18 protein-coding genes and 1 pseudogene are annotated in these 22,651 nt (G+C 71.4%); 8 read left to right on the forward strand and 11 right to left on the reverse strand.

Annotated features, from left to right (window positions below; all coding sequences use genetic code 11):
* The first annotated feature begins 108 nt into the window (after positions 1-108).
* From ACXIZN_RS20850 to ACXIZN_RS20865, 4 genes are read left to right on the forward strand one after another with little or no spacing between them, the layout of a single operon-like run.
* A complete protein-coding gene (locus ACXIZN_RS20850; protein ID WP_457956344.1) occupies positions 109-1,200 on the forward strand; it encodes a polyprenyl synthetase family protein in 1,092 nt (363 codons plus the stop codon).
* On the forward strand, positions 1,200-2,675 hold the full coding sequence (crtI, locus tag ACXIZN_RS20855; protein ID WP_457956346.1) for a phytoene desaturase family protein: 1,476 nt from the start codon (positions 1,200-1,202) through the stop codon (positions 2,673-2,675). Before ACXIZN_RS20850 ends, crtI begins: the two co-directional genes overlap by 1 nt.
* Positions 2,672-3,601, forward strand: coding sequence for a phytoene/squalene synthase family protein (locus ACXIZN_RS20860; protein WP_457956347.1), 930 nt, complete (start codon positions 2,672-2,674; stop codon positions 3,599-3,601). The genes crtI and ACXIZN_RS20860 overlap by 4 nt, the downstream gene beginning before the upstream one ends.
* On the forward strand, positions 3,598-4,386 hold the full coding sequence (locus ACXIZN_RS20865) for an LLM class F420-dependent oxidoreductase (protein WP_457956348.1): 789 nt from the start codon (positions 3,598-3,600) through the stop codon (positions 4,384-4,386). The genes ACXIZN_RS20860 and ACXIZN_RS20865 overlap by 4 nt, the downstream gene beginning before the upstream one ends.
* A 264-nt stretch (positions 4,387-4,650) precedes the next feature.
* Here the strand turns inward: ACXIZN_RS20865 and ACXIZN_RS20870 are convergent, their stop codons facing one another.
* A complete protein-coding gene (locus tag ACXIZN_RS20870) occupies positions 4,651-5,202 on the reverse strand; it encodes a CGNR zinc finger domain-containing protein (protein WP_457956350.1) in 552 nt (183 codons plus the stop codon).
* Positions 5,203-5,224: 22 nt separating this feature from the next.
* On the opposite strand from ACXIZN_RS20870, the gene ACXIZN_RS20875 reads away from it, so the two are divergent.
* Positions 5,225-6,391, forward strand: coding sequence for an MFS transporter (locus tag ACXIZN_RS20875; RefSeq protein WP_457956352.1), 1,167 nt, complete (start codon positions 5,225-5,227; stop codon positions 6,389-6,391).
* Here ACXIZN_RS20875 and ACXIZN_RS20880 read toward each other — a convergent pair.
* Positions 6,360-6,728, reverse strand: a complete 369-nt coding sequence (locus ACXIZN_RS20880) for an Rv2175c family DNA-binding protein (RefSeq protein WP_126734959.1) — start codon at positions 6,726-6,728, stop codon at positions 6,360-6,362. The genes ACXIZN_RS20875 and ACXIZN_RS20880 overlap by 32 nt on opposite strands.
* A 184-nt stretch (positions 6,729-6,912) precedes the next feature.
* Between ACXIZN_RS20880 and ACXIZN_RS20885 the strand changes: the two are divergent.
* Both ACXIZN_RS20885 and ACXIZN_RS20890 read left to right on the forward strand, forming a co-directional pair.
* Positions 6,913-9,110: pseudogene (locus ACXIZN_RS20885) on the forward strand (PASTA domain-containing protein).
* Positions 9,111-9,234: 124 nt separating this feature from the next.
* Positions 9,235-10,005, forward strand: coding sequence for a hypothetical protein (locus ACXIZN_RS20890; RefSeq protein WP_457956354.1), 771 nt, complete (start codon positions 9,235-9,237; stop codon positions 10,003-10,005).
* 116 nt (positions 10,006-10,121) lie between these two features.
* Here ACXIZN_RS20890 and ACXIZN_RS20895 read toward each other — a convergent pair whose 3' ends face one another.
* The gene (locus tag ACXIZN_RS20895; RefSeq protein WP_457956356.1) at positions 10,122-10,955 is read right to left on the reverse strand and encodes an NAD(P)H-binding protein; all 834 of its coding nucleotides are present in this window, start codon (positions 10,953-10,955) and stop codon (positions 10,122-10,124) included.
* Between the two features lie 95 nt (positions 10,956-11,050).
* Here ACXIZN_RS20895 and ACXIZN_RS20900 point away from each other — a divergent pair, with 95 nt between their 5' ends.
* Positions 11,051-11,800, forward strand: coding sequence for a TetR/AcrR family transcriptional regulator (locus tag ACXIZN_RS20900; protein WP_457956357.1), 750 nt, complete (start codon positions 11,051-11,053; stop codon positions 11,798-11,800).
* A 119-nt stretch (positions 11,801-11,919) separates the two neighbouring features.
* Here the strand turns inward: ACXIZN_RS20900 and ACXIZN_RS20905 are convergent, their stop codons facing one another.
* From ACXIZN_RS20905 to ACXIZN_RS20940, 8 genes are all read right to left on the reverse strand, one after another.
* Positions 11,920-12,738 carry an FtsQ-type POTRA domain-containing protein gene (locus tag ACXIZN_RS20905; RefSeq protein WP_457956358.1) on the reverse strand — a complete coding sequence of 273 codons (819 nt, stop codon included), beginning with the start codon at positions 12,736-12,738 and terminating at the stop codon, positions 11,920-11,922.
* A 2-nt stretch (positions 12,739-12,740) separates the two neighbouring features.
* Positions 12,741-14,150, reverse strand: a complete 1,410-nt coding sequence (gene murC, locus ACXIZN_RS20910; RefSeq protein ID WP_457956360.1) for a UDP-N-acetylmuramate--L-alanine ligase — start codon at positions 14,148-14,150, stop codon at positions 12,741-12,743.
* Between the two features lie 86 nt (positions 14,151-14,236).
* Positions 14,237-15,364, reverse strand: coding sequence for an undecaprenyldiphospho-muramoylpentapeptide beta-N-acetylglucosaminyltransferase (murG, locus tag ACXIZN_RS20915; RefSeq protein ID WP_192745606.1), 1,128 nt, complete (start codon positions 15,362-15,364; stop codon positions 14,237-14,239).
* Positions 15,361-16,839: a putative lipid II flippase FtsW gene (gene ftsW, locus ACXIZN_RS20920; protein ID WP_457956361.1), complete on the reverse strand. Its 1,479-nt coding sequence runs from the start codon at positions 16,837-16,839 to the stop codon at positions 15,361-15,363. The genes murG and ftsW overlap by 4 nt, the downstream gene beginning before the upstream one ends.
* Positions 16,826-18,229 carry a UDP-N-acetylmuramoyl-L-alanine--D-glutamate ligase gene (gene murD, locus ACXIZN_RS20925; RefSeq protein WP_457956362.1) on the reverse strand — a complete coding sequence of 468 codons (1,404 nt, stop codon included), beginning with the start codon at positions 18,227-18,229 and terminating at the stop codon, positions 16,826-16,828. The genes ftsW and murD overlap by 14 nt, the downstream gene beginning before the upstream one ends.
* 3 nt (positions 18,230-18,232) lie before the next feature.
* Positions 18,233-19,318 (reverse strand): phospho-N-acetylmuramoyl-pentapeptide-transferase, encoded by a 1,086-nt coding sequence (gene mraY / locus ACXIZN_RS20930; RefSeq protein ID WP_016332673.1) that lies wholly within the window; start codon positions 19,316-19,318, stop codon positions 18,233-18,235.
* On the reverse strand, positions 19,315-20,847 hold the full coding sequence (locus ACXIZN_RS20935) for a UDP-N-acetylmuramoyl-tripeptide--D-alanyl-D-alanine ligase (RefSeq protein ID WP_457956364.1): 1,533 nt from the start codon (positions 20,845-20,847) through the stop codon (positions 19,315-19,317). The genes mraY and ACXIZN_RS20935 overlap by 4 nt, the downstream gene beginning before the upstream one ends.
* Positions 20,844-22,349, reverse strand: coding sequence for a UDP-N-acetylmuramoyl-L-alanyl-D-glutamate--2,6-diaminopimelate ligase (locus tag ACXIZN_RS20940; protein WP_457960568.1), 1,506 nt, complete (start codon positions 22,347-22,349; stop codon positions 20,844-20,846). The genes ACXIZN_RS20935 and ACXIZN_RS20940 overlap by 4 nt, the downstream gene beginning before the upstream one ends.
* Positions 22,350-22,651 lie beyond the last annotated feature (302 nt).

Here is a 22,651-nt window from a genome sequence, read left to right on the forward strand (position 1 = left end):
TCCTTGCACGGGCAACTACCGCGTTCAGAGGACGAAACGCGGCGAGTTCCGCCACATTCCACGGCACCCGACTGGGTCATGGGGACGCGCTTCCCGGAGGATGTGCTCATGGACACGTCCGCCTACGACGCCGATCTGCCCGCCCACGTCGAGCGGGCGCTGGCCGGATTCCTCGAGCGCGCCGGTGCCGAGATCCGCCGCACCGAACCGGTCGTCGGCGTCGGGATCGACGCGCTGGCCGGGTTCGTCCTGGGCGGCGGCAAACGCCTGCGCCCGACGTTCGCCTGGTGGGGCTGGCGCGGCGCGGGCGGCGATCCGGCGGGGCCGGACGTCGAAGGCGTGCTGCAGGCGGTCGCGAGCCTGGAGCTGATCCAGGCGTGCGCGCTGATCCACGACGACCTCATCGACTCCTCCGATTCGCGCCGCGGTTCCCCGACGGTGCACATCGCGGGTGCCAAACTGCACGCCGACAGCGGCTGGCTCGGCTCGCCGAGCACGTTCGGGCTCGCGACCGCCGTCCTGGTCGGCGACCTCGCGCTGGCCTGGGCCGACGACATGTTCGGCGAGGCCCCGCTCCCGCCCGCGGCCCTCGCGGCGGCGCGGCCGGCGTGGCGCGCGATGCGCACCGAAGTGCTCGCCGGCCAGTACCTCGACGTCCGCACCCAGGCCACCGGCGACGCCTCCCCCGAGGCGGCGCTGCACATCTGCAAGCTCAAGACGGCCGCGTACACCGTCCAGCGCCCGCTGCACCTCGGTGCCGCGCTCGGCGGCGCCGACGACGCCCTGATCGCGACGCTGCGCGAGTTCGGCGACGAGGTCGGCGTGGCGTTCCAGCTGCGGGACGACCTGCTCGGCGTGTTCGGCGACCCGTCGGTCACCGGCAAGCCCGCGGGCGACGACCTGCGTGAGGGCAAGCGGACGCTGCTGGTCGCGCTGGGTCTTCAGCGCGCGGCCGAGCAGGGCAAGGACGCGGCGGCGAAGGTCATCTCCGACGCCATCGGCGACGCCCACCTGTCCGAAGAGGCCGTCGAGACCGTGCGCGAGGCGCTGCAGGACGTCGGCGCCGTCGACGCGGTGGAACGCCGGATCGACGAGCTCACCGACTCCGCGATGACGGCGCTGGACCGCGCTCACCTGGCCGAGCCCGCCCCCGCCGCGCTGACCGGACTGGTCGTCAAGGCGACCCAGCGGACGTACTGATGCGCACCGTCACCGGTCCGAGTGACCACGTGGTGGTGATCGGTGGCGGGCTCGCCGGGCTGTCGGCGACGCTGCACCTGCTCGGCGCCGGCCGCCGGGTGACCCTGCTGGAGCAGGACAAGAGCCCGGGAGGCCGGGCCGGACAGGCGGATTTCGGCGGCAACACCGTCGACACCGGCGCCAGCGTGCTGACCATGCCGGAACTGCTCGACGAGGCCTTTTCCGCGGTCGGCGAATCCCTGGCGGGCAACCTCACGCTGACCCGGCTCGACCCGGCTTACCGCGCGCGGTTCGCCGACGGCAGCACGATCGCCGTGCACACCGAGGCGGCGGCTATGGAGGCCGAGATCCGCGCGGCCGCGGGCCCGGCCGAGGCCGACGGATATCGCAGGCTCCGCCGCTGGCTGACCGAGCTGTACGCGGTCCAGCAGGACCACTTCATCGGCGCGAACTTCGATTCGCCGCTCGATCTCGTGCGCCCGGAGCTGGCGAAATTGGCCGCACTGGGCGGTTTCGGCCGCCTCGGCCCGCAGATCGGCCGGTTCCTGCGTGACGATCGGGTGCGCCGCCTGTTCTCCTTCCAGGCGCTCTACGCGGGCCTCGATCCGGCGCGCGCGATCGGCGCATACGGCGTCATCTCCTACATGGACACCGTCGGCGGGGTCTACTACCCGTCGGGCGGGATGGGCGAGATCGCGCGGGCCCTGGCGAACGCGGCCGAACGCGCCGGTGCGGAACTGCGGTTCGGCACCGAAGCCGCTTGGCTGGAAAGGGTTTCCTCGCGGGTGCGCGCGGTGCGGACCCGGACCGGTGAGCGGATCCCTTGCGACACAGTGGTTCTGGCGACCGAACTCGGCACCGCGTACCGGCTGCTCGGCGCCCGCCCCCGGCGGCCGTTGCCGCTGCGGTATTCGCCGTCGGCCGTCGTACTGCACGGGCACGCGCCGAAATCCTGGCCGGATCTGGGCCACCACACCATCTTCTTCGGTCATGCCTGGGAGCGGACGTTCTCGGAGATCATCCGCGAGGGCAAGCTGATGAGCGACCCGTCGCTGCTGGTGACCCGGCCGACCGCGACCGAACCGGGCCTCTCCCCCGGTGGTGGCCAGGTGATCTCGGTGCTGGCCCCGGCGCCGAACCTGCGCCGCGGCAAGATCGACTGGCGCCGGGTCGGGCCCGCCTATCGCGCGGAACTGGTGCGCACGCTGGAAAAGCGCGGTCTCACCGGGTTCGCGGACGACTTCTCCGTCGACGAGACGATCACCCCGGAAGGCTGGGCCGAGCGCGGGCTCACCGCGGGTACGCCCTTCTCGCTCGCGCACACCTTCGCCCAGACCGGCCCGTTCCGGCCGGGGAACCTCGTGCGAGCGGCGGAAAACGTCGTACTGGCGGGCTGCGGGACCACGCCCGGCGTCGGCATCCCGCCGGTGGTGATCTCGGGCAGGCTCGCGGCGGGAAGGGTCACCGGCCGGTGAACGAGCTCGACGCCGCGGGGGTCACCGAGCCGTCGTTGCGGGCCGCGTACACCGAATGCCGCCGCATCAACGCGCACTACGGGCGCACGTTCTTCCTCGCGACCAGGCTGCTGCCGGCGCGGACGCGTCCGTTCGCGCACGCGCTGTACGGCTTCGCGCGGATGGCGGACGAAGTGGTCGACAACCCCGCGCCCGGCACCGATCCCGCGGTCGCCCTCGACGAGGTCGCCGTCATGGTCGCGCGGGTCTTCGACGGCGGCACGCCCGCCGACCCGGTGCTGGCCGCGCTCGCCGACACCGTGCGGCGCCACGACCTGGACCGCGAGCTGTTCGACGCGTTCCTGCGGTCCATGGCGATGGACCTCAAGATCACCGAGTACGCCACCTACGCCGAACTGCACGAGTACATCCACGGTTCGGCCGAGGTGATCGGCCTGCAGATGCTGCCCGTCTTCGGCACCGTCGTCCCGGTCGCCGAAGCCGTGCCGGGTGCCGCCGCGCTGGGTGAGGCTTTCCAGCTGACCAACTTCCTGCGCGATGTCGGCGAAGACCTCGACCGGGGAAGGCTGTACCTGCCGACCGAGGAACTGGCCGCGTTCGGCGTCGACCGCGAACTGCTCGAATGGTCCAGTGCCCGCGGCCTGCCCGACCGGCGGGTGCGGCGCGCGCTCGCCGTCGCGGTGGCGCGCAACCGGGCGGTCTACCGCCGCGCCGAAGCGGGTATCCCGTTGCTGCGCCCGGAATCCCGAGACTGCGTGCGGACGGCGCTCGTGCTCTACGAAGGCATTCTCGACGAAATCGCGGCCCTGGGTTACGACGTGCTGAACACGCGCGCGGTCGTGCCGCGCCGCCGTCGGCTGGGTGTCGCACTGCCGAGGTTTTTGGCGAGCGCGTGGAGCAACTCCAGGCTTAGGGTGCGAACATGACCACTGCTGAGAACAGGAAGATCCGGATCGGCGTCCAGCTGCAGCCCCAGCACGCCGAGTACAAGGCGATCCGCCGGGCGGCTTCGGAGGCCGAAGACCTCGGTGTGGACATCGTCTTCAACTGGGACCACTTCTATCCGCTCTACGGTGAGCCCGAGGGCCTGCACTACGAGTGCTGGACCATGCTGGGCGCCTGGGCGGAGTCCACGTCGCGGGTCGAGATCGGCGCGCTGGTGACATGCAACAGCTACCGCAACCCCGAACTGCTGGCCGACATGGCCCGTACCGTCGACAACATCTCCGACGGGCGGCTGATCCTCGGCATCGGCTCCGGCTGGTTCGAGAAGGACTACGACGAGTACGGCTACGAGTTCGGCACCGCCGGCGGGCGGCTCGACAACCTCGCGGAGGCGCTCCCGCGGATCGAGAGCAGGCTGGGCAAGCTGAACCCGCAGCCGGTCCGGGACATCCCGGTGCTGATCGGCGGCGGCGGCGAGAAGAAGACCCTGCGCCTGGTGGCGAAGCACGCCGACATCTGGCACGGCTTCGGCGACCCGGAGGTCGTGGAGCGCAAGGTCAAGATCCTCGACCAGCACTGCGCCGACGTCGGCCGGGACCCGAAGGAGATCGAGCGTTCGGTCGCCGTCGAGGGCGAGCCCGACGAGCTGGGCCCCAAGCTGCTGGAGCTGGGTGTCTCGCTGTTCACCGTGGCGACCGGCGGACCGGACTACAACCTCGACAAGCTGCGGTCCTGGATCGCATGGCGGGACAAGCAGCAGTCCTGACCCGCTTGGTACCGGGGTTGTGCTGGGCTTGGCCGGGCCCGGGACCGCCTGGTGATCATGTCGCGAAAGCCACTTTCGAGACGTCTGGTGTCCCGAAAGTGGCTTTCGCGACACCAGCTCCCGCCCCCAGGCCTCTGGTGTCCCGAAAGTGGCTTTCGCGACACCAGCTCCCGCCCCCAGGCCTCCACGGGCCAGGCCCGGCATCACCAGTGGCCGGAAGCCAGTAGATACCTAAGACACCTCGGCCGGAGCCGCACTTACCACTCACGAGCGTTGTCGCCGGTGCGCGGCGACCCGCTCCCGGGTGGCGCACCGCGTCGAGCAGTACCGCCGCGGGCTCCCCCCACCCAGGTGTGCGAAGGGCTTCCCGCAACCTGCGGCCGCGCAGAGCCCGCCCGGCGGCGCCTGACGGTCCGCGAGCAGCACGGCCAGCGCGAGCGCGGACGACGTCACCAGCCACGCGCCCCACGGCCCGTCGTCGTCGGCGTCCACGTGGAGATGCCAGCCGAACCCGTCGGCGTGATCGGTCAGCCGCGGCGGATGCGCGTGACGAGCCAGCAGCCGGTTGAGCACTCCGGCCGCCTCCTCGGCATCCCGCGCCGCGAACACCTCCCGCAGCTCGAAGGCCGCCTCACGCAACGAAGCCACGTCCGACGGCTTCAACTCGACAGAGGTCTCGCCGTGCGCCTCGAGTACGGCGCGAACCGACGCGACCGAGGATTCCGGCGCGAGCAGCACCGTCAGCAGATCCACCGCCCGCTGCGCCGCCGCCCTGGCCGAACGGCCCGGCAGGAAATCCCGCTGCGCTGAAGTCATATCCCACTGTAACGTCCCACCCATGAGAAGCCGTTACAGGCTCGCCGCCTATCTGACCGGCGCGACGATCGCCAGGACCGGCGACGAGCTCTCCGGGCCGGCGTTGCTGCTCCTCGGCATCGCTGTCGACGGATCGGCCGCCACCGGGTCGGCGCTGCTCGCGGGTCTGACGATCTCCGCGGCGGCGGGCGGACCGCTACTCGGCGCCCTGCTCGACCGCAGTCCCCGGCCAGGGCGGTTGCTGGCTTGGGCGCTGCTGGCCTACGCGGGCGGGCTCGGCGCGGTGCTGGCGCTGGTCGAAATCCCCGCGGCGATCGCGGTGGCCGTCGCGGCCGGACTGCTGAACCCCGCCCTGGCGGGCGGTTGGACGGCGCAGCTGCCGAACGTCCGCGGCACAACACCGCTGGCGAGGGCGAGCACGCTCGACGCGATGACGTTCACCGCCGCGAGCCTCGCCGGGCCGGGACTTGCTGGCCTCGTGGCCGCGTACGCCGGCGCCCCGGCGGCGGTGGCGCTCGCGATCACACTGGTCGTCGCCGCTTTCCCGGCCGCGTGGTCGCTGCCCGCGGTCGAGGCGAAGGCCGCGACACCGATCCGCCGCCGGCTCGCCGACGGGTTCGCGGTCCTCTTCCGCAACCGCGCCCTGCTGCGAGCCACCGCGACGTCCACGGTGTCCTTCGTCGGGATCGGGATGGCCATCGTCTGTTATCCGCTGCTCGGCGCCCAACGGCTGGGGAACCCGGGCTTCGGCGCGCTGCTGCTCACCGTGCTGGCCGCCGCGTCACTGGTCGCGAACGCCGTGCTGGCCCGCAGACCACCGCCACCGGACCGCACGGTGCTCGCCAGCACGCTTCTACTGGGCGCGAGCTTCCTGCTCGCGGCGTCCGGGCACGACCTGGCGACCCTGTCGGCCGCCGCCGTGCTCGCCGGATTCGCCGAAGGACCCCAGCTTTCGGCACTGTTCGCCATCCGGCATCGCGAAGCGCCCGCGGCGGTCCGGGCTCAGGTGTTCACGACGGCGGCGAGCGTGAAGATCACCGGGCTCGCGGCGGGCGCCGCGCTCGCGGGACCGCTGAGCGCACTCTCCGTAACCGTCGCGCTGAGCGCCGCGGCGGGCTGCCAAATCCTGGCGGCCGCGACGTATGCGCTGGTCGGAGCTAGAAGGCCATCGCCTGCGCGCGCCGCTTGACCTCGGTGCCGTGGCTGGTGCGGAGCGCGTTGACCGGGGTCGTCCCCGGCAGGGTCTCGTCCGCGGCGAAGAGCCACCGCAGCATCTCGGTCCGGCTGAAACCGGCGTCCGCGAGCACCGTGATGGTGCCCGCCAGGCCCTTGACCACGCCGTCCTTGACCAGGAACGCGACCGGGACGTACAGCTCGCCCTTGCGCCGGACGGCGATCAGGTGGCCGTCGCGCAGCATCTGGCGGACCTTGTTGGCCGAGACGTTCAGCGCCGTCGCGACCTCCGGAACCGGGAGAACAGCCACATCTGCGTCAAGAACGTCGTCGGCGACGGGAATACCACTCACAGGTGACACTGTGCCACATTCCGTCTCCCGCTCCGTTAGTACGCATGGGTGACGACCCGGACGTGACGGTGTGTGCCCGCCCGGTCACGGATACCGCCGATTCGACGAAATGGCGGGAATCGTGATCCTCGGCGTGCCAGGTCCCGTACACCAGAACATGGGTACTTCCGTACGATCCATAGCCGTGACACGCACGGACCCCACGCTGGTGGGCACTCTGCTCGAGGGCCGCTACCGGGTGGACAAGCTGCTCGCACGCGGTGGGATGTCGTCGGTGTACCGCGGCGTCGACACCCGCCTGGACCGCCAGGTCGCCATCAAGATCATGGACCCGCGGTTCGCCGACGACAGGTCGTTCGTCGAGCGGTTCGAGCGGGAGGCCCGGTCGGCGGCCCGGCTTCATCATCCCCACGTGGTGGCGGTGCACGACCAGGGTTTCGACACCCCCGGCGGCGAGGAGTCCGGCCGCGCGTTCCTGGTCATGGAGCTCGTCGACGGCGGGACCCTGCGCGAACTGCTCGCCGAACGCGGTCCGCTGGACGTCGCGCTCGCGCTGAGCATCACCGAACCCGTCCTGTCCGCGCTGGCCGCGGCGCACGCCGCCGGCCTGGTGCACCGCGACGTCAAACCGGAGAACGTCCTGATCGGCCGCGGCGGCACGGCGCTTTCGGGCGGCGTGGTCAAGGTGGGCGACTTCGGCCTGGTCCGCGCGGTCGCCAGCGCGGGCACCACGAGTTCGAGCGTCATCCTCGGCACCGTCGCCTACGTCTCGCCCGAACAGGTCGCGACCGGCGCGACCACCTCGCGCGGCGACGTCTACTCGGCCGGGATCCTGCTGTACGAAATGCTCACCGGACGCCCGCCGTACACCGGCGACACCGCGCTCTCGGTGGCGTACCGCCACGTCAACGACGACGTCCCGCGCCCGAGCGAGCTGCGGCCGGGCATCCCGCCGCAGCTGGACGAGCTGATCCTGCGCGCCACGCGCCGCGACCCCGAGCAGCGTCCGGCCGACGCCGCGGCGTTCCTCGCCGAACTGCACCATCTGCGCACCGTCCTGGGTGTCCCGGCCGTCCCGGTGCCCGTACCGCTGCCCGCGGACGCCGACCGGGAGACCGACGCCGAACGCACCACCCCCGGCATCCCCGCCGTCCCGGCGGCGAACCCGGCCATGGCGACGACGGTGCTGGCCCCGGTCGCCGAGGCGACCATGCCGGTCACGGGCCCGCGCGGAACGCAGGCACTGCACCGCGAACCGCCTATCCCCGCCGCCCAGCCGCCTCGCACGCCTCCCCCGCGGCCCCGGCCGTCCGCCGACGACGAGCAGCCGGGGTCGCGCAAGCGCCTCTACGTCATGATCGCCGCCGCGGTGCTGGTACTCGGCGGCCTNACCGCGAACCGCCTATCCCCGCCGCCCAGCCGCCTCGCACGCCTCCCCCGCGGCCCCGGCCGTCCGCCGACGACGAGCAGCCGGGGTCGCGCAAGCGCCTCTACGTCATGATCGCCGCCGCGGTGCTGGTACTCGGCGGCCTGATCGGCGCGTTCGCCTTCATCCTCAACGACACCGGGCCGAACTCGTCGTCGGTGCCGAAACTGGCGGGGATGAACCAGGCCGCCGCCGGGGACGCGCTCCGCTCGGCGAAGCTGACCCCGGCCTACACCGAGGAGTACAGCGACACCGCCGCCCAGCACACGGTGATCCGGTCCGACCCCGCGGCGGGCACGTCGCTCGCGCCGGGCGCCACGGTCAACGTCGTGCTGTCGAAGGGCCGTCCGATCGTGCCGGACATCCAGGCCGGGACGAGCCCGCAGGACGCGGAGACGGCGATCAAGGCCGCGCAGCTGACCCCGGTCCAGGGCGAGCAGGAGTACAGCGACGTCGCCAAGAACAAGGTGATCCGCGTCGACCCGAGCCCCGGTTCGCAGCTGAACATCGGCGGGCAGGTCACGATCATCCTGTCGAAGGGCCCCGAACCGCTCCCGCCGGTCCCGGACGTCACCGGGCAGAGCAAGGACGCCGCGTTCCAGATCCTGCAGCAGGCGGGCTTCCAGCCGTTCCAAGCGGGCGAGGAGTTCTCCGACCAGTTCGCCGCCGGCCAGGTGATCCGCACCGACCCGAAGGGCGGCGGCAAGGCGAGCAACCGCCGCATCGGGGTGTTCGTTTCGAACGCCGTCGAAGTACCGAACGTGACGTTCAAGCGGATGGAGGAGGCGTTCCAGATCCTGCGGCAGGCGGGGCTGGAGCCCGACCGTCAGGGACGCGGAAACGGCAACGGGCACGGCGGCGGAAACGGTGGTTTCGACTTCGTCCTGGAGCAGGATCCGAAGCCGGGCACGAAGGTGCCGAAGGGCACGAAAGTGAAGCTCAAGGGCTTCGGGTGACGCGAAAGGTGCGGTGAAACCGTTCAGTACCGGCGTGGTCATCGGATACCGTGAAGCGCATGGTGGTCGTTGACGGCGTGAGCGGCAGGTCGGACAGGTTCACCCCGCGTTCTGCCACGCCGCGATGAGCTTCTTCACGGACGGTCCGCGCAGCCGCCCCCTGTTCCCGGTGCCGGAACAGGAACTGTTCGGCTACAACGGCCGCCCCTGGGTGGAGACGCCGCACGAGTACATCGTCCCGGCGATCCTGCCCTGGTCGATGCCGCTGGGGCGCGCCGAGCGGACCATCGTGGCGCTGCGCGGTATCGAGGTGTGGCCCGAGTCCGTGTCGTTCCAGCTGTCGGTGTACTCGCGTGACCTGCTGCTGGACGAACCCGGCGAAGGCCTGATCGACCATCGCCGCGTCCCGGACTACAACGCGCTGCTGGTCGGAGTGCTCTTCCCCGACGGCAGGCGCGCCAGCTCGGAGACCATCTCCGTGCCGTCGGCCACCAAACCGGATCAGCCGGTGCTGCGCGCGCAGGGTCTGGGCGGTTCGGCGTTCCACGTCGACCACGAGATCTTCCTGTGGCCGCTGCCGCCAGACGGGCCGCTGGAGCTCGTCGTCCAGTGGCTCGACCGCGACATCGAGGAGACGCGCACCGCGCTCGACGGCACCGCGATCCGCGACGCCGCCAAGGAGGCGGGCGAGATCTGGCCCGGCCTGCCCGCGCGGGAGGCGCACGGGCTGCCGGTCCGCCGGGTCGGGGCGCAGGCGATGATCACCCCGGCGTGGCCTCGCGAATCGCAGGGGCCGCCGCCCTTGCCGCAGCCGTCCTCGCCGCGCGCCGAGGCGCCCGCTCAACCGCGACGCGGTGCTCCGCTGCCGACCCGCCTCCCACGCCGGGCCCGCTGAGGGCGGCTACTCGTATCTCGCGTGATCCTGGCCGTATCTCGCGTGATTGAAGCCGTAACTCACGAGTTACGGCTTCAAGCACGTGAGTTACGGCTTCAAGCACGCGAGTTACGAGTTCAGCGGAAAGCCTCGACGTTCGCCACCGCCCACTCCGCATAGGTGACGCCGGGCCGCCCGGTGAGCTCCTGCACGACACCTGTCGGCTTGTCGGGGTTCTCGGTGAAGTACGCGAAGCCGTCGAGGAGCCATTCGGCGATCTCCGCCGGGATCCCGGCGGCGGCCCACTGCTTGTTCGCCTCTTCCCGGGTCAGCTCCTCGAAGACCACCTCTTCGCCGAGTGCGGCCGAGATGGCCGCGACCTGCTCGCGCTGGCTGATCGCCGTCGGCCCGCTCAGCGTGTGCTTCTTGCCGACGTGTCCCTCGGTCAGGATGACGTGCGCCGCGACGGCGGCGATGTCCGCGAGGTCGATCGGCGTCATCCGCGACTCGGGGTAGGCCTCGCGGACCACGCGCTCGGCCTTGATCGTCTCGGCCCAGCCGAGGGTGTTGTTCATGAACGCGCCCGGCCGCAGGAACGTCCAGTCGAAGCCCGCCTCACGGACGGCCTTCTCGATGATCGCGTAGTCCACGCCGCTCGAGTTCTCCGCCGGGTCGTCGGCGTTGCTGCCGGACAGCGCCACCACCCGGCGCACTCCGGCCTCCTTCGCCAGCTTCACGAAATCGTCCACCTTGGCCGCGAGCGGCGCCAGGTACACGGTTTCGACGCCTTTCAGGGCTTCCGGCAGGGTCTCCGGCTTGCCCAGGTACCCCTTGGCGACCTCCACCTGCGCGGGCAACGCCGCCTTCGCCGGGTTGACGGTCAGCGCCCGCACCGGCGCCCCGGCCTCCACCAGTTCGTCGACGAGCAGCCTGCCGACGCTTCCGGTCGCACCGGTCACCAGGATCGTCACGATTCCCCACTCCTTTTCGTACGCCCTACGGGATTACCTTAACCGTACCGCATACGAGAATGTAGAATCCAGCTTCACGGCCGAGTGGAGTGTGGATGGACTTCGAGCGCAGCCTCGAACTGTTGTGGCGTGACCGCGGCGAAGCCCGGCAGCCGACCAGGGGGCGGAAGCCGAAACTGACGCTCGACCAGGTGATCGCCACCGCCGTCGCGCTCGCCGACGGCGCGGGCGAGGCGACCGTGTCGATGAGCCGGATCGCCAAGAAGCTCGGCGCCGGCACGATGACGCTCTACACCTACGTCCCCGGCAAGACGGAACTGCTCGACCTCATGGTCGACTCGGTGCTCGCCGAACGGGACCTCCCCGGTCCCGGCGATCCGCGGCCGGACGACTGGCGCGCGCAGGTGCGGCTCTACGCCGAGCGCACCCTGGCCGTGTTCCGGGCGCATCCGTGGCTGCGCTCGACGTCGATGGTGCGGCCGGTGCTCGGCCCCGGGCTGATGGCGGGCCAGGAGTACCTGATCGCGGCAGTGTCGGACATCGGGCTGGAGCCGCGTCAGGCGGCCGCGGCCGCGAACAGCATCGAGATCTACGTGCAGGCGAACGCGACGCTGTTCGCCGAGACCGCGCAGGTCGAACAGGAGACCGGGCAGTCGACCGACGCCTGGTGGGGGCAGCGGTCGGTGTTCTGGGAGAAGTACTTCGACGTGGAACGCCATCCGGCGATGACGCGGATCTGGGAAAGCGGCGGCTACGACGCGGACACCTGCGAGGCCGCCGACGAGACCTTCGTATTCGGCCTGGAACGCCTGCTGGACGGCATCGAAGCCCTCGTCACGCCCTGACCAACCCCGCGTTTCGTCCTCTGGATGCGGTAGTTGGCGATACCAACTACCGCATCCAGAGGATCCTCTGGATGCGGTAGTTGGCGATACCAACTACCGCATCCAGAGGACGAAACGCGTCAGGAGACGGTGGGCAGCTCCGGGGCCGAGACGTCGAAGACCTTGCCCTCACGGGTGAGCAGCGCGGCCAGGACCTTCGCCTTGCGTTCGGTGTCGGCCGAGGTCCCCCACCGCACGGTCTTCCCGTCGGCCAGCGCGAACTCGACGCTTCCGGGGGTCTTCGCCGTCGCGGTGGTGACCTGCTTGAGCAACTGCTGCGGGATCACCCCGAGGACGCCGGTGACCGCGCGGGTCACCGGGTCGTCGGCCGACACCGACGGCAGCTTCAGCTCGGGCAGCCCGGCGGGCCGCTCCTTGACGGTCTTGAACACCACTCCCCCGCCGTCGACGAGATGCACGCCGTCGCCGCCGGGCCCGCTGTCGAAGAACGCGATCGCGGTCCGTTCGGTCACGGTGATCTCGAGGGTGCTCGGCCAGGACCGCGAGACGTCGACGGTCGCGATACCGGGCATCTGCGCCACCCGATCGCGGATCTCGTCGGTGTCCAGGCGCAGCATCGGCTTCTGGTCCGGCACCGCCGCCGCGGCGCGGATCTGGTCCGCGGGCACGGAGCTCGCCCCGACCACGTCGACCTGCCGCACCCCCAGCATCGAGCTGAACCACAGCAGGTAGACCAGCGCGACGGCGGTCAGCACCGAAAGCAGCGCGACCCAGCGCCGCCGCATCTCCTTGTGCCTGGCCGGCCGGGCGGTGCGGCGGCGGTCGTACACCGACCGCCTGCCGCGCCGTTCCTTCAAGCGCTGAGTCCGCTCAGCGCGGTCCGTGCGCGGACGCCGACCGGGTTCGGCCGGGCGGCGGCGTTCCCCGGTCCGCGGCATGGCTACCCCGCCCGCCGGTCCAGTTCGGCCAGGATCTCCGGGCCGAGCTGCGTGACGTCGCCGGCGCCCATGGTCACCAGCAGGTCACCGGGTTTGACCAGATCCGCCGCGAGCTTCGCCGCGACGTCGAACGCGGGCTGGTAGTGCACCGGGACACCGGAGATCTGGTCGGCGATGAGCGCGCCGCTCACGCCGGGTTCCGGCTTCTCGCGCGCCCCGAAGACGTCCAGCACGACGACCTCGTCGGCCAGCGACAGCGCGGCCGCGAACTCCTTCGAGAAGGTCTTCGTGCGCGAGTACAGATGCGGCTGGAAGACCACGATGACCCGGCCCGGGCCCGCGGCGGTCCGCACCGCGCGCAGCTGCGCGTCGACCTCGGTCGGGTGGTGCGCGTAGTCGTCGTACACGCGGACGTCGCCCGAGCGGCCCTTGAACTCGAACCGCCGCCGGACACCGCCGAACGCGGCGAGCCCTTCGGCCAGTCCCTCGACCGGCGCGCCGAGCTCGATCCCGGCCAGCAGCGCGGCGATCGCGTTCAGCGCCATGTGCTCGCCCGGCACCGCGACCCGCAGGACGATTTCCTCGCCCCGCAACGAGGTCCGGACGACGCCGCCGTCCGGGGCTGGCGCGAAGTCCAGGATCTTGGCGTCGTCGGCGCCGGTGACGGAACGCCCGTAGCGGCGGACGCGGATGCCCTGTTCCGACGCCCGCGCGCCCAGCTCCGAGGCGCCCTCGTCGTCACCGCAGACGATCAGCAGCCCGCCCGGCACGATCCGGCCGAGGAAGTCGCTGAACACCGAGACGTACGCCTCGGCCGTGCCGTGGTGGTCCAGGTGGTCCGGCTCGACGTTGGTCACCACGGCGACCGACGGCGAGTACGCCAGGAACGACCCGTCGCTCTCGTCGGCCTCGGCGACGAAGATGCCGCCCTCGCCGTGGTGGGCGTTGGCGCCCGACTCGTTGAGGTCGCCGCCGATGGCGAACGACGGGTCGAGACGGCACTGCTGCAGCGCGACGGTCAGCATCGACGTCGTCGACGTCTTGCCGTGCGTCCCGGCGATGCAGGCGACGCGGTGCCCCTCCATCAGCCCGGCCAGCGCCTCGGCGCGGTGCAGCACGGTGATCCCGCGTTCCCGCGCGGCCACCAGTTCCGGGTTGTCGTCCTTGATCGCGGTCGACACGATCACCGAGGACGGGCCTTCGGGGAACGCGTCGAGGTTCTCGGCGCGCTGGCCGACGGCGATCTCGGCGCCCTGGGCCCGCAGCGAGAGGAACGCGCGCGACTCCTTGGCGTCGGATCCGGACACCTGGGCCCCGCGGGCCAGCAGGATCCGGGCGATACCGCTCATCCCGGCGCCGCCGATCCCGATCAGGTGGGCACGCGTCAGCGTGTCGGGGAGTTGGTCAGGCACCTGCGGCCTCCAGCACGATCTTGGCAAGGGTCTCGTCGGTCCGCGCGATAGCCCAGTCCGGCCGCGGCCGCGCCCCCGATCCGTTGTCAGGCACCTGCGGCCTCCAGCACGATCTTGGCAAGGGTCTCGTCGGCCTCGCGGTGGCCGAGGCCGACCGCGGCCGCGCTCATCTTCGCGACCCTGTCGGCGTCGGACACCAGCGGGATCACCAGCTCCGCGACCTTGGCGGGGGTGAGGTCGGCGTCGTCGACCATCAGCCCGGCACCGGCGTCGACCGCGGGACGGGCGTTGACCGCCTGTTCGCCGTTGCCGTAGGGCAGCGGGACGAACACGGCGGGCAGGCCGACGGCGGACACCTCGGCGACGGTCATCGCGCCGGAGCGGCACAGCACCGCGTCGGCGGCGGCGTAGGCCAGGTCCATCCGCTCCAGGTACGGCACCGGGACGTACGCGGGCCGCCCGGGGAACTCCTGGACGACCAGCGTGTTCTTCGGCCCGTGGGCGTGCAGGACACCGACGCCGGCGTCCGCGAACTCCTTGGCGGCGCCCGAAACGGCGCCGTTGATCGACACCGCGCCCTGCGAGCCGCCGAAGACCAGCAGCGTCGGGGCGTCGGGGTCGAGCCCGAAGTGCTCACGGGCTTCGGCACGCAGCGCCGCCCTGTCGAGCGAAGTGATGGAGCGGCGCAGCGGGATGCCGATGACCTCGGCCTTCGCCAGCGGCGTTCCCGGGACCGCGACGGCGACGCGGACGGCGAACCGCGCGCCGACCTTGTTCGCCAGGCCCGGCTTCTCGTTGGCCTCGTGGACCACGATCGGCGTGCGGCCGCGCGCGGCCAGATACGCCGGAAGCGCGACGTACCCGCCGAAGCCGACGACGACGTCCGCGCCGACCCGGTCCAGGACCTCACGGGTGCGCTTGACCGCGTCGCGGACCTTCAGCGGCATCTTCAGCAGTTCGGGTGTCGGCTTGCGGGGCATCGGCACCGGCGGGATCAGCTCCAGCGGGTAGCCGCGCGCCGGGACGAGCTTGTTCTCCAGCCCGCGCTCGGTCCCGAGCGCGATCACCTTCGCGTCGGGACGCAGGCGCATCACCGCGTCGGCGAGGGCGAGCGCCGGTTCGATATGCCCTGCGGTACCACCGCCGGCGACCACGACCACCGGTGCCTTGCCGGCGACCTCGCCTGCGGCGCCACCTCTGACGGGGTTGTTCACCTATGACCTCTCCGGTTTGCGGTACCCCGTTTCGCGGTACCGCGGTTCGCCGCCGTTCGCGCGGCCGTCCTCCTGCCGGGTTCCCGTACCGAACGGCGCCGCTCTTGTGCGGGCGAAGGCCTCGCCGTCCTCGGCGCGGGCCTCGCCGCCTTGGCGGCGCCTCCCCTGGCCGCGGTGCCCTTCCGCTTGGCGGGCGGGCGGTACGGCTCGGGCGCGGGAAGCCTCAGCAGGCGTCCGAATTTACCCGGCCCCTGCGAACGCAGTGCGGCCACCGCCTCCGGTTCGTGCCGGGCCGCGTTGGCGAGGATCCCCATGATGAGCATGGTGATCACCAGCGACGTCCCGCCGTAGGAGATCAACGGCAGCGTGACCCCGGTGACCGGCAGCAGGCCGACCACGTAGCCGATGTTGATCCCCGCCTGCGCGACCAGGAAGACGGTCAGCGTGCCGGACACGATACGGATCCACGGGTCGAGGTTGCGGGTGGCGATCCGCAGGCCGACGACGGCGACCCCGGCGAACAGCCCGAGCACCACCACGCAGCCGATGAAGCCGAGTTCCTCGCCGATCAGGGCGAAGATGAAGTCGTTCTGCACGTTCGGCAGGTAGCCCCAGTTGGACTGGCCCTGGCCGAGGCCCTTGCCGAACATCCCGCCGTCGGCGAGCGCGAGTTTCGCCTGGTTGGCCTGGAAGCCGTCCGCGCTGGTGTCCGGGTCGCCGGAGACGAACGACATGACCCGCGCCAGCCGGTACGGCGCGATGATCGCCAGCACCAGGACCCCGGCCAGGCCACCGGCGAGGATGACGCCGAACAGCCGTTTCGGCGCGCCCGCGAACCACAGCAGGGCCATCAGCACCACCGCGAGGGTGATCGTGCCGCCGAGGTCGGGCTGCATCATGACCAGCGCGAACATCAGCAGCGCGATCGGCACGACCGGGACGAGCAGATGGCGCCACTGGTTGATGATGTTGTACTTGATCACCAGGATGTGCGCGCCCCAGAAGGCCAGCGCGACCTTGGCCGCCTCGACCGGCTGGAAGGCGAATCCGCCGAGCCGGAACCAGCCCTGTGAGCCGTTGACCTCGGAGCCGAGCGGGGTCAGCACCAGCACGAGCAGCCCGAGGCAGATCACCGTCACCGTCGCCGACAGCCGCCGGACGCGTTCCAGCGGGACCCGTAGCCCGACCCAGAACACCACCGCGCCGATCGCGACGAACATGAGGTGCTTGCTGAACTGGGCGTACACGCCGGTGCCGGTCTTGGGGTTGTACGAGGCGACCGACGAGGCGGACAGCACCATCACGATGCCGATCACGGTCAGCACGCCGGTGAGCGCCAGGACCAGGTGGAACGAGGCGAGCGGCCGCGAAAGCCAGGCCGTCAGCGCGGTACGGAAGGCGACGAACGGGCTTTCCTTGCGCTCACGGCGCTTGCGTGGCGGGGCGTCGCGCTTTCTCTCCTCAACCGCCGTCACTGGTCTCCCCCGCACCGTCGCGCAGGACACGGACCGCGCTCGCGAACGCGTCGCCGCGTGCGCCGTAGCTCGAGTACATGTCCAACGACGCCGCGGCGGGGGCCAGCAGCACCACATCTCCAGGGCGCGCCAGGGCTCGGGCCGCCTTCACCGCCGCAGTCATGGTGTCATCGTCACCCGAAGGGAGGCTGTTCACCGGGACATCCGGCGCGTGTCGCGCGACAGCGGCGGCGATCACGGGTGAATCGACGCCGAACAGCACGACACCGCGCAGCCGCCCGGCGATCGAACCGACGAGTTCGTCCACGGAAGCGCCCTTGAGCTGGCCACCGGCGATCCAGACGACGTTCAGATGGGCGCGCAGCGAACCGCTCGCCGCGTGCGGGTTGGTCGCCTTGGAGTCGTTGATGTACCGGACGCCGTCGATCTCGCCGATCTCCTCGGCCCGGTGCGGGGCCGGCCGGTACTCGCGCAGGCCCTTGGCGACGTCCTCGCCGGTGACGCCGTACGCCCTGGCCAGCGCGGCCGCGGCGAGCGCGTTCGAGACGTTGTGCGGGCCGGCGGGACGCACGTCGGCCAGGGTGCCGAGTTCGTCCGCGCTGGTCGCCGGGTCGGCCACGAAAGCGCGGTCGACCAGCAGGTCTTCCACGATCCCGAGTTCACAGGGGCGCGGGGTGTCCATGCCGAAGGCGATACGGCGGGCGTCGGCGGGCGCGTGCTGGTCGGCGAGGCGGCCGGACCACTCCTCGTGGAGGTTGTGCACGACGTTCCGGGAGTGGGTGTGGACCCGCCCCTTCGCGGCCGCGTACTCCTCCATCGAGCCGTGCCAGTCGAGGTGGTCCTCGGCGAGGTTCAGCACCACCGAGGCGAGCGGCGCCAGCGTCGACGACCAGTGCAGCTGGAAGCTCGACAGCTCCACGGCGAGCACCTCGTGCCCGGCCCGCACCGCGTCGAGCACCGCGAACCCGACGTTCCCGCAGGCCACGGCGTCGACGCCGGCGGCGCGCAGGATCGACTCCAGCATCCCGACCGTGGTGGTCTTGCCGTTGGTGCCGGTGATCGCGAGCCACACCGGCGGCTTGTCGCGCAGTTGCCCGACGCGCCACGCCAGCTCGACGTCGCCGATCACCTCGATCCCCGCCTCGGCCGCCGCCACCAGCAACGGCGACGTCGGCTTCCAGCCGGGGCTGGTCACGACCAGCTCGACCCCTTCGGGCGGTTCGGTCAGGCCCGGCACCAGTTCGGCGCCGAGACCTTCCAGCTCCGCCAGCCGTTCGGCGTTGCCGTCGGTGACGGTGATCCGCGCGCCCAGGTCCGCCAGGACGGGGACGATGGACTTGCCGGTGACCCCGGCTCCGGCGACGAGGACGTGACGCCCGGCGAGCTCCACTTGCTAACCCCCGAGACCGAGCTGCTCGCTGTAGAACAGGCCGAGACCGAACATGCAGCAGATGGCCGAAAGCAGCCAGAACCGGATGATGACGGTGGTTTCGGCCCAGCCCGCGAGCTCGAAGTGGTGATGGAACGGCGCCATCCGGAACAGCCGGCGCCGGGTCGTGCGGAACACCGCGATCTGCGCGACCACCGAGATCATCTCGACCATGAACAGACCGCCGATGACGATGGCGAGCAGTTCGGTGCGGGTGGTCATCGACAGCCCGGCGACGAGGCCACCGAGGGCCAGCGAACCGGTGTCCCCCATGAAGATCTTCGCCGGTGCCGCGTTCCACCACAGGAATCCGACACAGGCGCCCGTCGCCGCGGCGGCCACCACGGCCAGGTCCAGCGGGTCACGGACGTCGTAGCAGGCGGCCTGCGGGGTGACCGCGCACGAGAGGCGGGTCTGCCAGAAGGCGATGACGACGTAGGTCGCCAGCACCATCGCCGCGGTGCCGCCGGCGAGACCGTCGAGGCCGTCGGTGAAGTTCACCGCGTTCGACCAGCCGGAGATCACGATGTAGCAGAAGATCACGAAGAACACCGACGGGAAGGTGATCAGCGCGAGGTCCCGCACGTAGGACAGGCTCTCCGACGCCGGGGTGAGCCCGCGTTCGTCGGCGAACTGCAGCGCCAGGATCGCGAAGGCGATCGTGACAACGAGCTGGCCGACCAGTTTCGCGGTCTTGTTCAGGCCGAGGTTGCGCTGCTTGCGGATCTTGATGAAGTCGTCGAGGAAGCCGACGAGCCCGAGGCCGACGGCCAGCAGGAGGACCAGCAGCCCCGAGGCGGACGGGCCGCCGGTGCCGTTGCCGCCGCTGAGCGCGCTGATCAGATGCGCCACGAAATACCCGACGACCATCGCGACGATGATCGCGACACCACCCATCGTCGGGGTACCGCGTTTGGATTTGTGTCCCTGCGGTCCTTCCTCCCGGATCTCCTGGCCGAAGCCCTGCCGGGAGAACACCCGGATCAGATAGGGAGTGAGGAGGATGGAGACCAGCAGGCCCGCCGCGGCCGCGATCAGGATGCTGATCACGCGTCACCACCGTTCGAGCGTTCTTGAGAGGGGGAAGGGGCTACTACAGGGGATTCAGCGTCGGTTACGGGAGCGGCGAGCACGGCGTCGGCGACTCGCCACAGGGCGGCGGCCTTGGACGCCTTCACCAGCACCACGTCTCCCGCGCGGAGCTGATCATGCAGCAGGGCGATGGCGGCCTCGACGTCGGGTACCAGTACCGACTCCTCGCCCCAGGAACCCTCCTGCTGCGCGCCCTGATGGGTCGCCGCGGCCGCCTGGCCGATGACGACGAGCTTGTCGATGTTGAGCCGGACGACGAGCCTGCCGATGCCGTCGTGCGCCTCGACCGAGTTCTCGCCGAGGTCGCCCATCACGCCGAGCACGGCCCAGGAGCGGCGGTTCGCGCTCATCGACGCGAGCGCCTTGAGAGCGGCCCGCATCGACTCGGGACTGGCGTTGAAGGAGTCGTTGAGGACCGTGACGCCGTCGGCGCGGGTGGTGACCTCCATGCGGCGTTCGGAGCGCCGTTCGAGGCTCGACAGGCGGGCCGCGACCTCCTCGACCGTCGAACCCATCTCCAGCGCCACGGCGGCCGCGCTGAGCGCGTTCGCGACGTGGTGCTCGCCGTAGAGCGGCAGCTTGACCGGCGCTTCGCCGCTCGGGGTGACCAGGCGGAACGACGCGCGCGCTTCGCCGTCGAGGGTGATGTCGGCGGCGCGGACCTGCGCGGACTCGCTCTCGCCGACGAACACGACCCGGGCCTTCGTCCGGCTCGCCATGTCCGCGACGTACGGGTCGTCGAGGTTCAGGACCGCGACACCGCCGTCCTCCGCGCTCGGCAGCGCCTCGACGAGTTCGCCCTTGCCCTTGGCGATGCCCTCGCGGGAGCCGAACTCGCCGACGTGGGCGGTGCCGACGTTGAGCACGACCCCGATCCGCGGTGGCGCGATGGCCGCCAGCTCGGCGATGTGGCCGGGTCCGCGGGCCGAGAGCTCCAGCACGAGCTGCCGGGTCGAGTCGTCGGCACGCAGCGCCGTCCAGGGGTGGCCCAGCTCGTTGTTGAACGATCCCGGCGGCGCCACCGTCGGGCCGAGCGGCTCCAGCAGCTGGGCGATGATGTCCTTGGTCGAGGTCTTGCCCGCCGAACCGGTGACCCCGACGACGGTCAGGTGGTCGCCCGCGAGCTTCCGGATCACGTGCCGGGCGATCTTGGCGAGCGCGGCCAGCACCGCGGCACCCGCCCCGTCCTTGTCCGAGACCAGGGCGAAGGCCCGCTCGTGCCCCTCGCCTGCCTCCAGCGGCGGGACGATCACGGCCGGGGCGTCGACCTCGCGGGCGGCGAGCACCGCGACGGCGCCCGCCTCGACGGCCCGCGCGGCGAAGTCGTGACCGTCGACCTTCGCCCCGGGCAGCGCGATGAACAGACCGCCGGGAGTGACCTCACGGGTGTCGAATTCGACGCTTCCGGTGACCTGGGCGGTCCCGTCGGTCCGATGCAGCCTGCCGCCGACGATGGCGGCGATCTCGGCCAGGCTGAGCACGATCACTCTGACTCCAGACGTCTGCGGATGGCGGAGGCCAGCTCTTCCCGGTCGGAGAACGGGTGCACGACACCCTGGACCTCCTGGCCGGTCTCGTGACCCTTGCCCGCGATGAACACGATGTCGCCGGGCCGGGCCAGGTCGACCGCGTGGATGATGGCTTCCCGGCGGTCGGCGATCTCGACGATCTCGCCGCCGAGGGCAGGCCCGGCGTTGCGGGCACCGGCCAGCATCGCCGCCCGGATCGCGGCCGGGTCCTCCGAACGAGGGTTGTCGTCGGTCACGATCAGGACCTCGCTGCGCCGGACCGCCGCCTCGCCCATCACCGGGCGTTTGGCGGTGTCGCGGTCCCCGCCGCAGCCGAGGACGGTGATGATCCGGCCCTCGGTGCGGGCACGCAGCGCGTCGAGCCCCTGCGCGACGGCGGCGGGCTTGTGCGCGTAGTCGACGACCGCGGTGAACGGCTGGCCGAGGTAGACCCGCTCCATCCGGCCCGGTACCTCGACCGCGGCGAGCCCGGCGACGATGGCGTCGAGCGGGACACCGGCGGTGTTCAGGATCGCGGCCGCGAGCACGGCGTTCGCCACGTTGAACTCACCCGGCAGCGGGATCTTCGCCGACGCGGTGAGGCCGTCGGGACCGTGGAGGGTGAAGGTCTGCTCCCCGGCCGGGGTGGGGGTCAGCTCGGTGGCGCGCCACAGCGCGTCCGTGCCCGGCTCGGTGGAGACGGTGACCGTGTGCGGGGTGAGGAGTGCCTGGCCCCAGGCGCTGTCGACGACGACCACCTCGGCGGTGGACCGGCCGTCGAACAGCAGCGACTTGGCGGCGAAGTACTCCTCCATGTCCTTGTGGAAGTCCAGGTGGTCCTGGGAGAGGTTCGTGAAGGCGCCGACCGCGAACCGCGTGCCGTTGACCCGGCCGAGCGACAGCGCGTGGCTGGAGACCTCCATCGGGACGTGCGTGACCCCGCGTTCCACCATCACCGCGAGGAGGGCCTGCAGATCCGGCGCCTCGGGGGTGGTGAACCCGCTGGCCAGCCGCTCGCCCGCGATCCGGGTCTCGACCGTGCCGATCAGCCCGGTGGTCAGCCCGGCCGCCTTGAGCCCGGCGTCGACCAGGTACGACGTCGTGGTCTTGCCTGACGTCCCGGTGATACCGAGGACGGACAGTTCCAGCGACGGCTCGCCGTAGATCCAGGCGGCGATCTCGCCGAGGGCGGCGCGCGGGTCCGGGTGCACCAGGATCGGCACGCCGGCGTCGCGGAGCACCGGGCGCTCGGCACCGGCCTCGTCGGTGAGCACGGCGGCCGCGCCGGCGGCGATGGCCTGGTCGCTGAAGTCCGCGCCGTGGGCGCGGGCGCCGGGAAGCGCGGCGAAGAGGTCACCGGGGAGGACGTGCTGCGCGCGCAGCGTGCTGCCCGTGACGGTCAGCTCGGCCGCGGACGGATAGTCGTCGCCGCCGACCACGAGCCGGGCGCCCGCCCTGGCGAGCAGCGTGCCCAGCGGCATCGGCTCGATCCTGGCCGGGCGAGGGGGTGCGGCGACGGCCTTGACCGGGCTGTCCGGGACCTGGGCAGCCGACGCGCCGGACCCGCTTTCGACGGCGGGACCGCTGCGGGGATCTGATGTAGGCACCGACACAGCAAAGGAGGTTACCGGCGCGGCATTCGGGTGACTGAAGCGGTGCGGTGTGTGCACGCGACGATCACGCGCGTGGTAATGGGTTTCGTGAGCTCTCCTTGGCACGCAAGGGCTTCCGACTGTCGCTTGAGGACTTCACCCCTCGCGGGCGCGCGTTCCCGCACGGTGCT

Source organism: Amycolatopsis sp. TRM77291 (assembly GCF_054166285.1).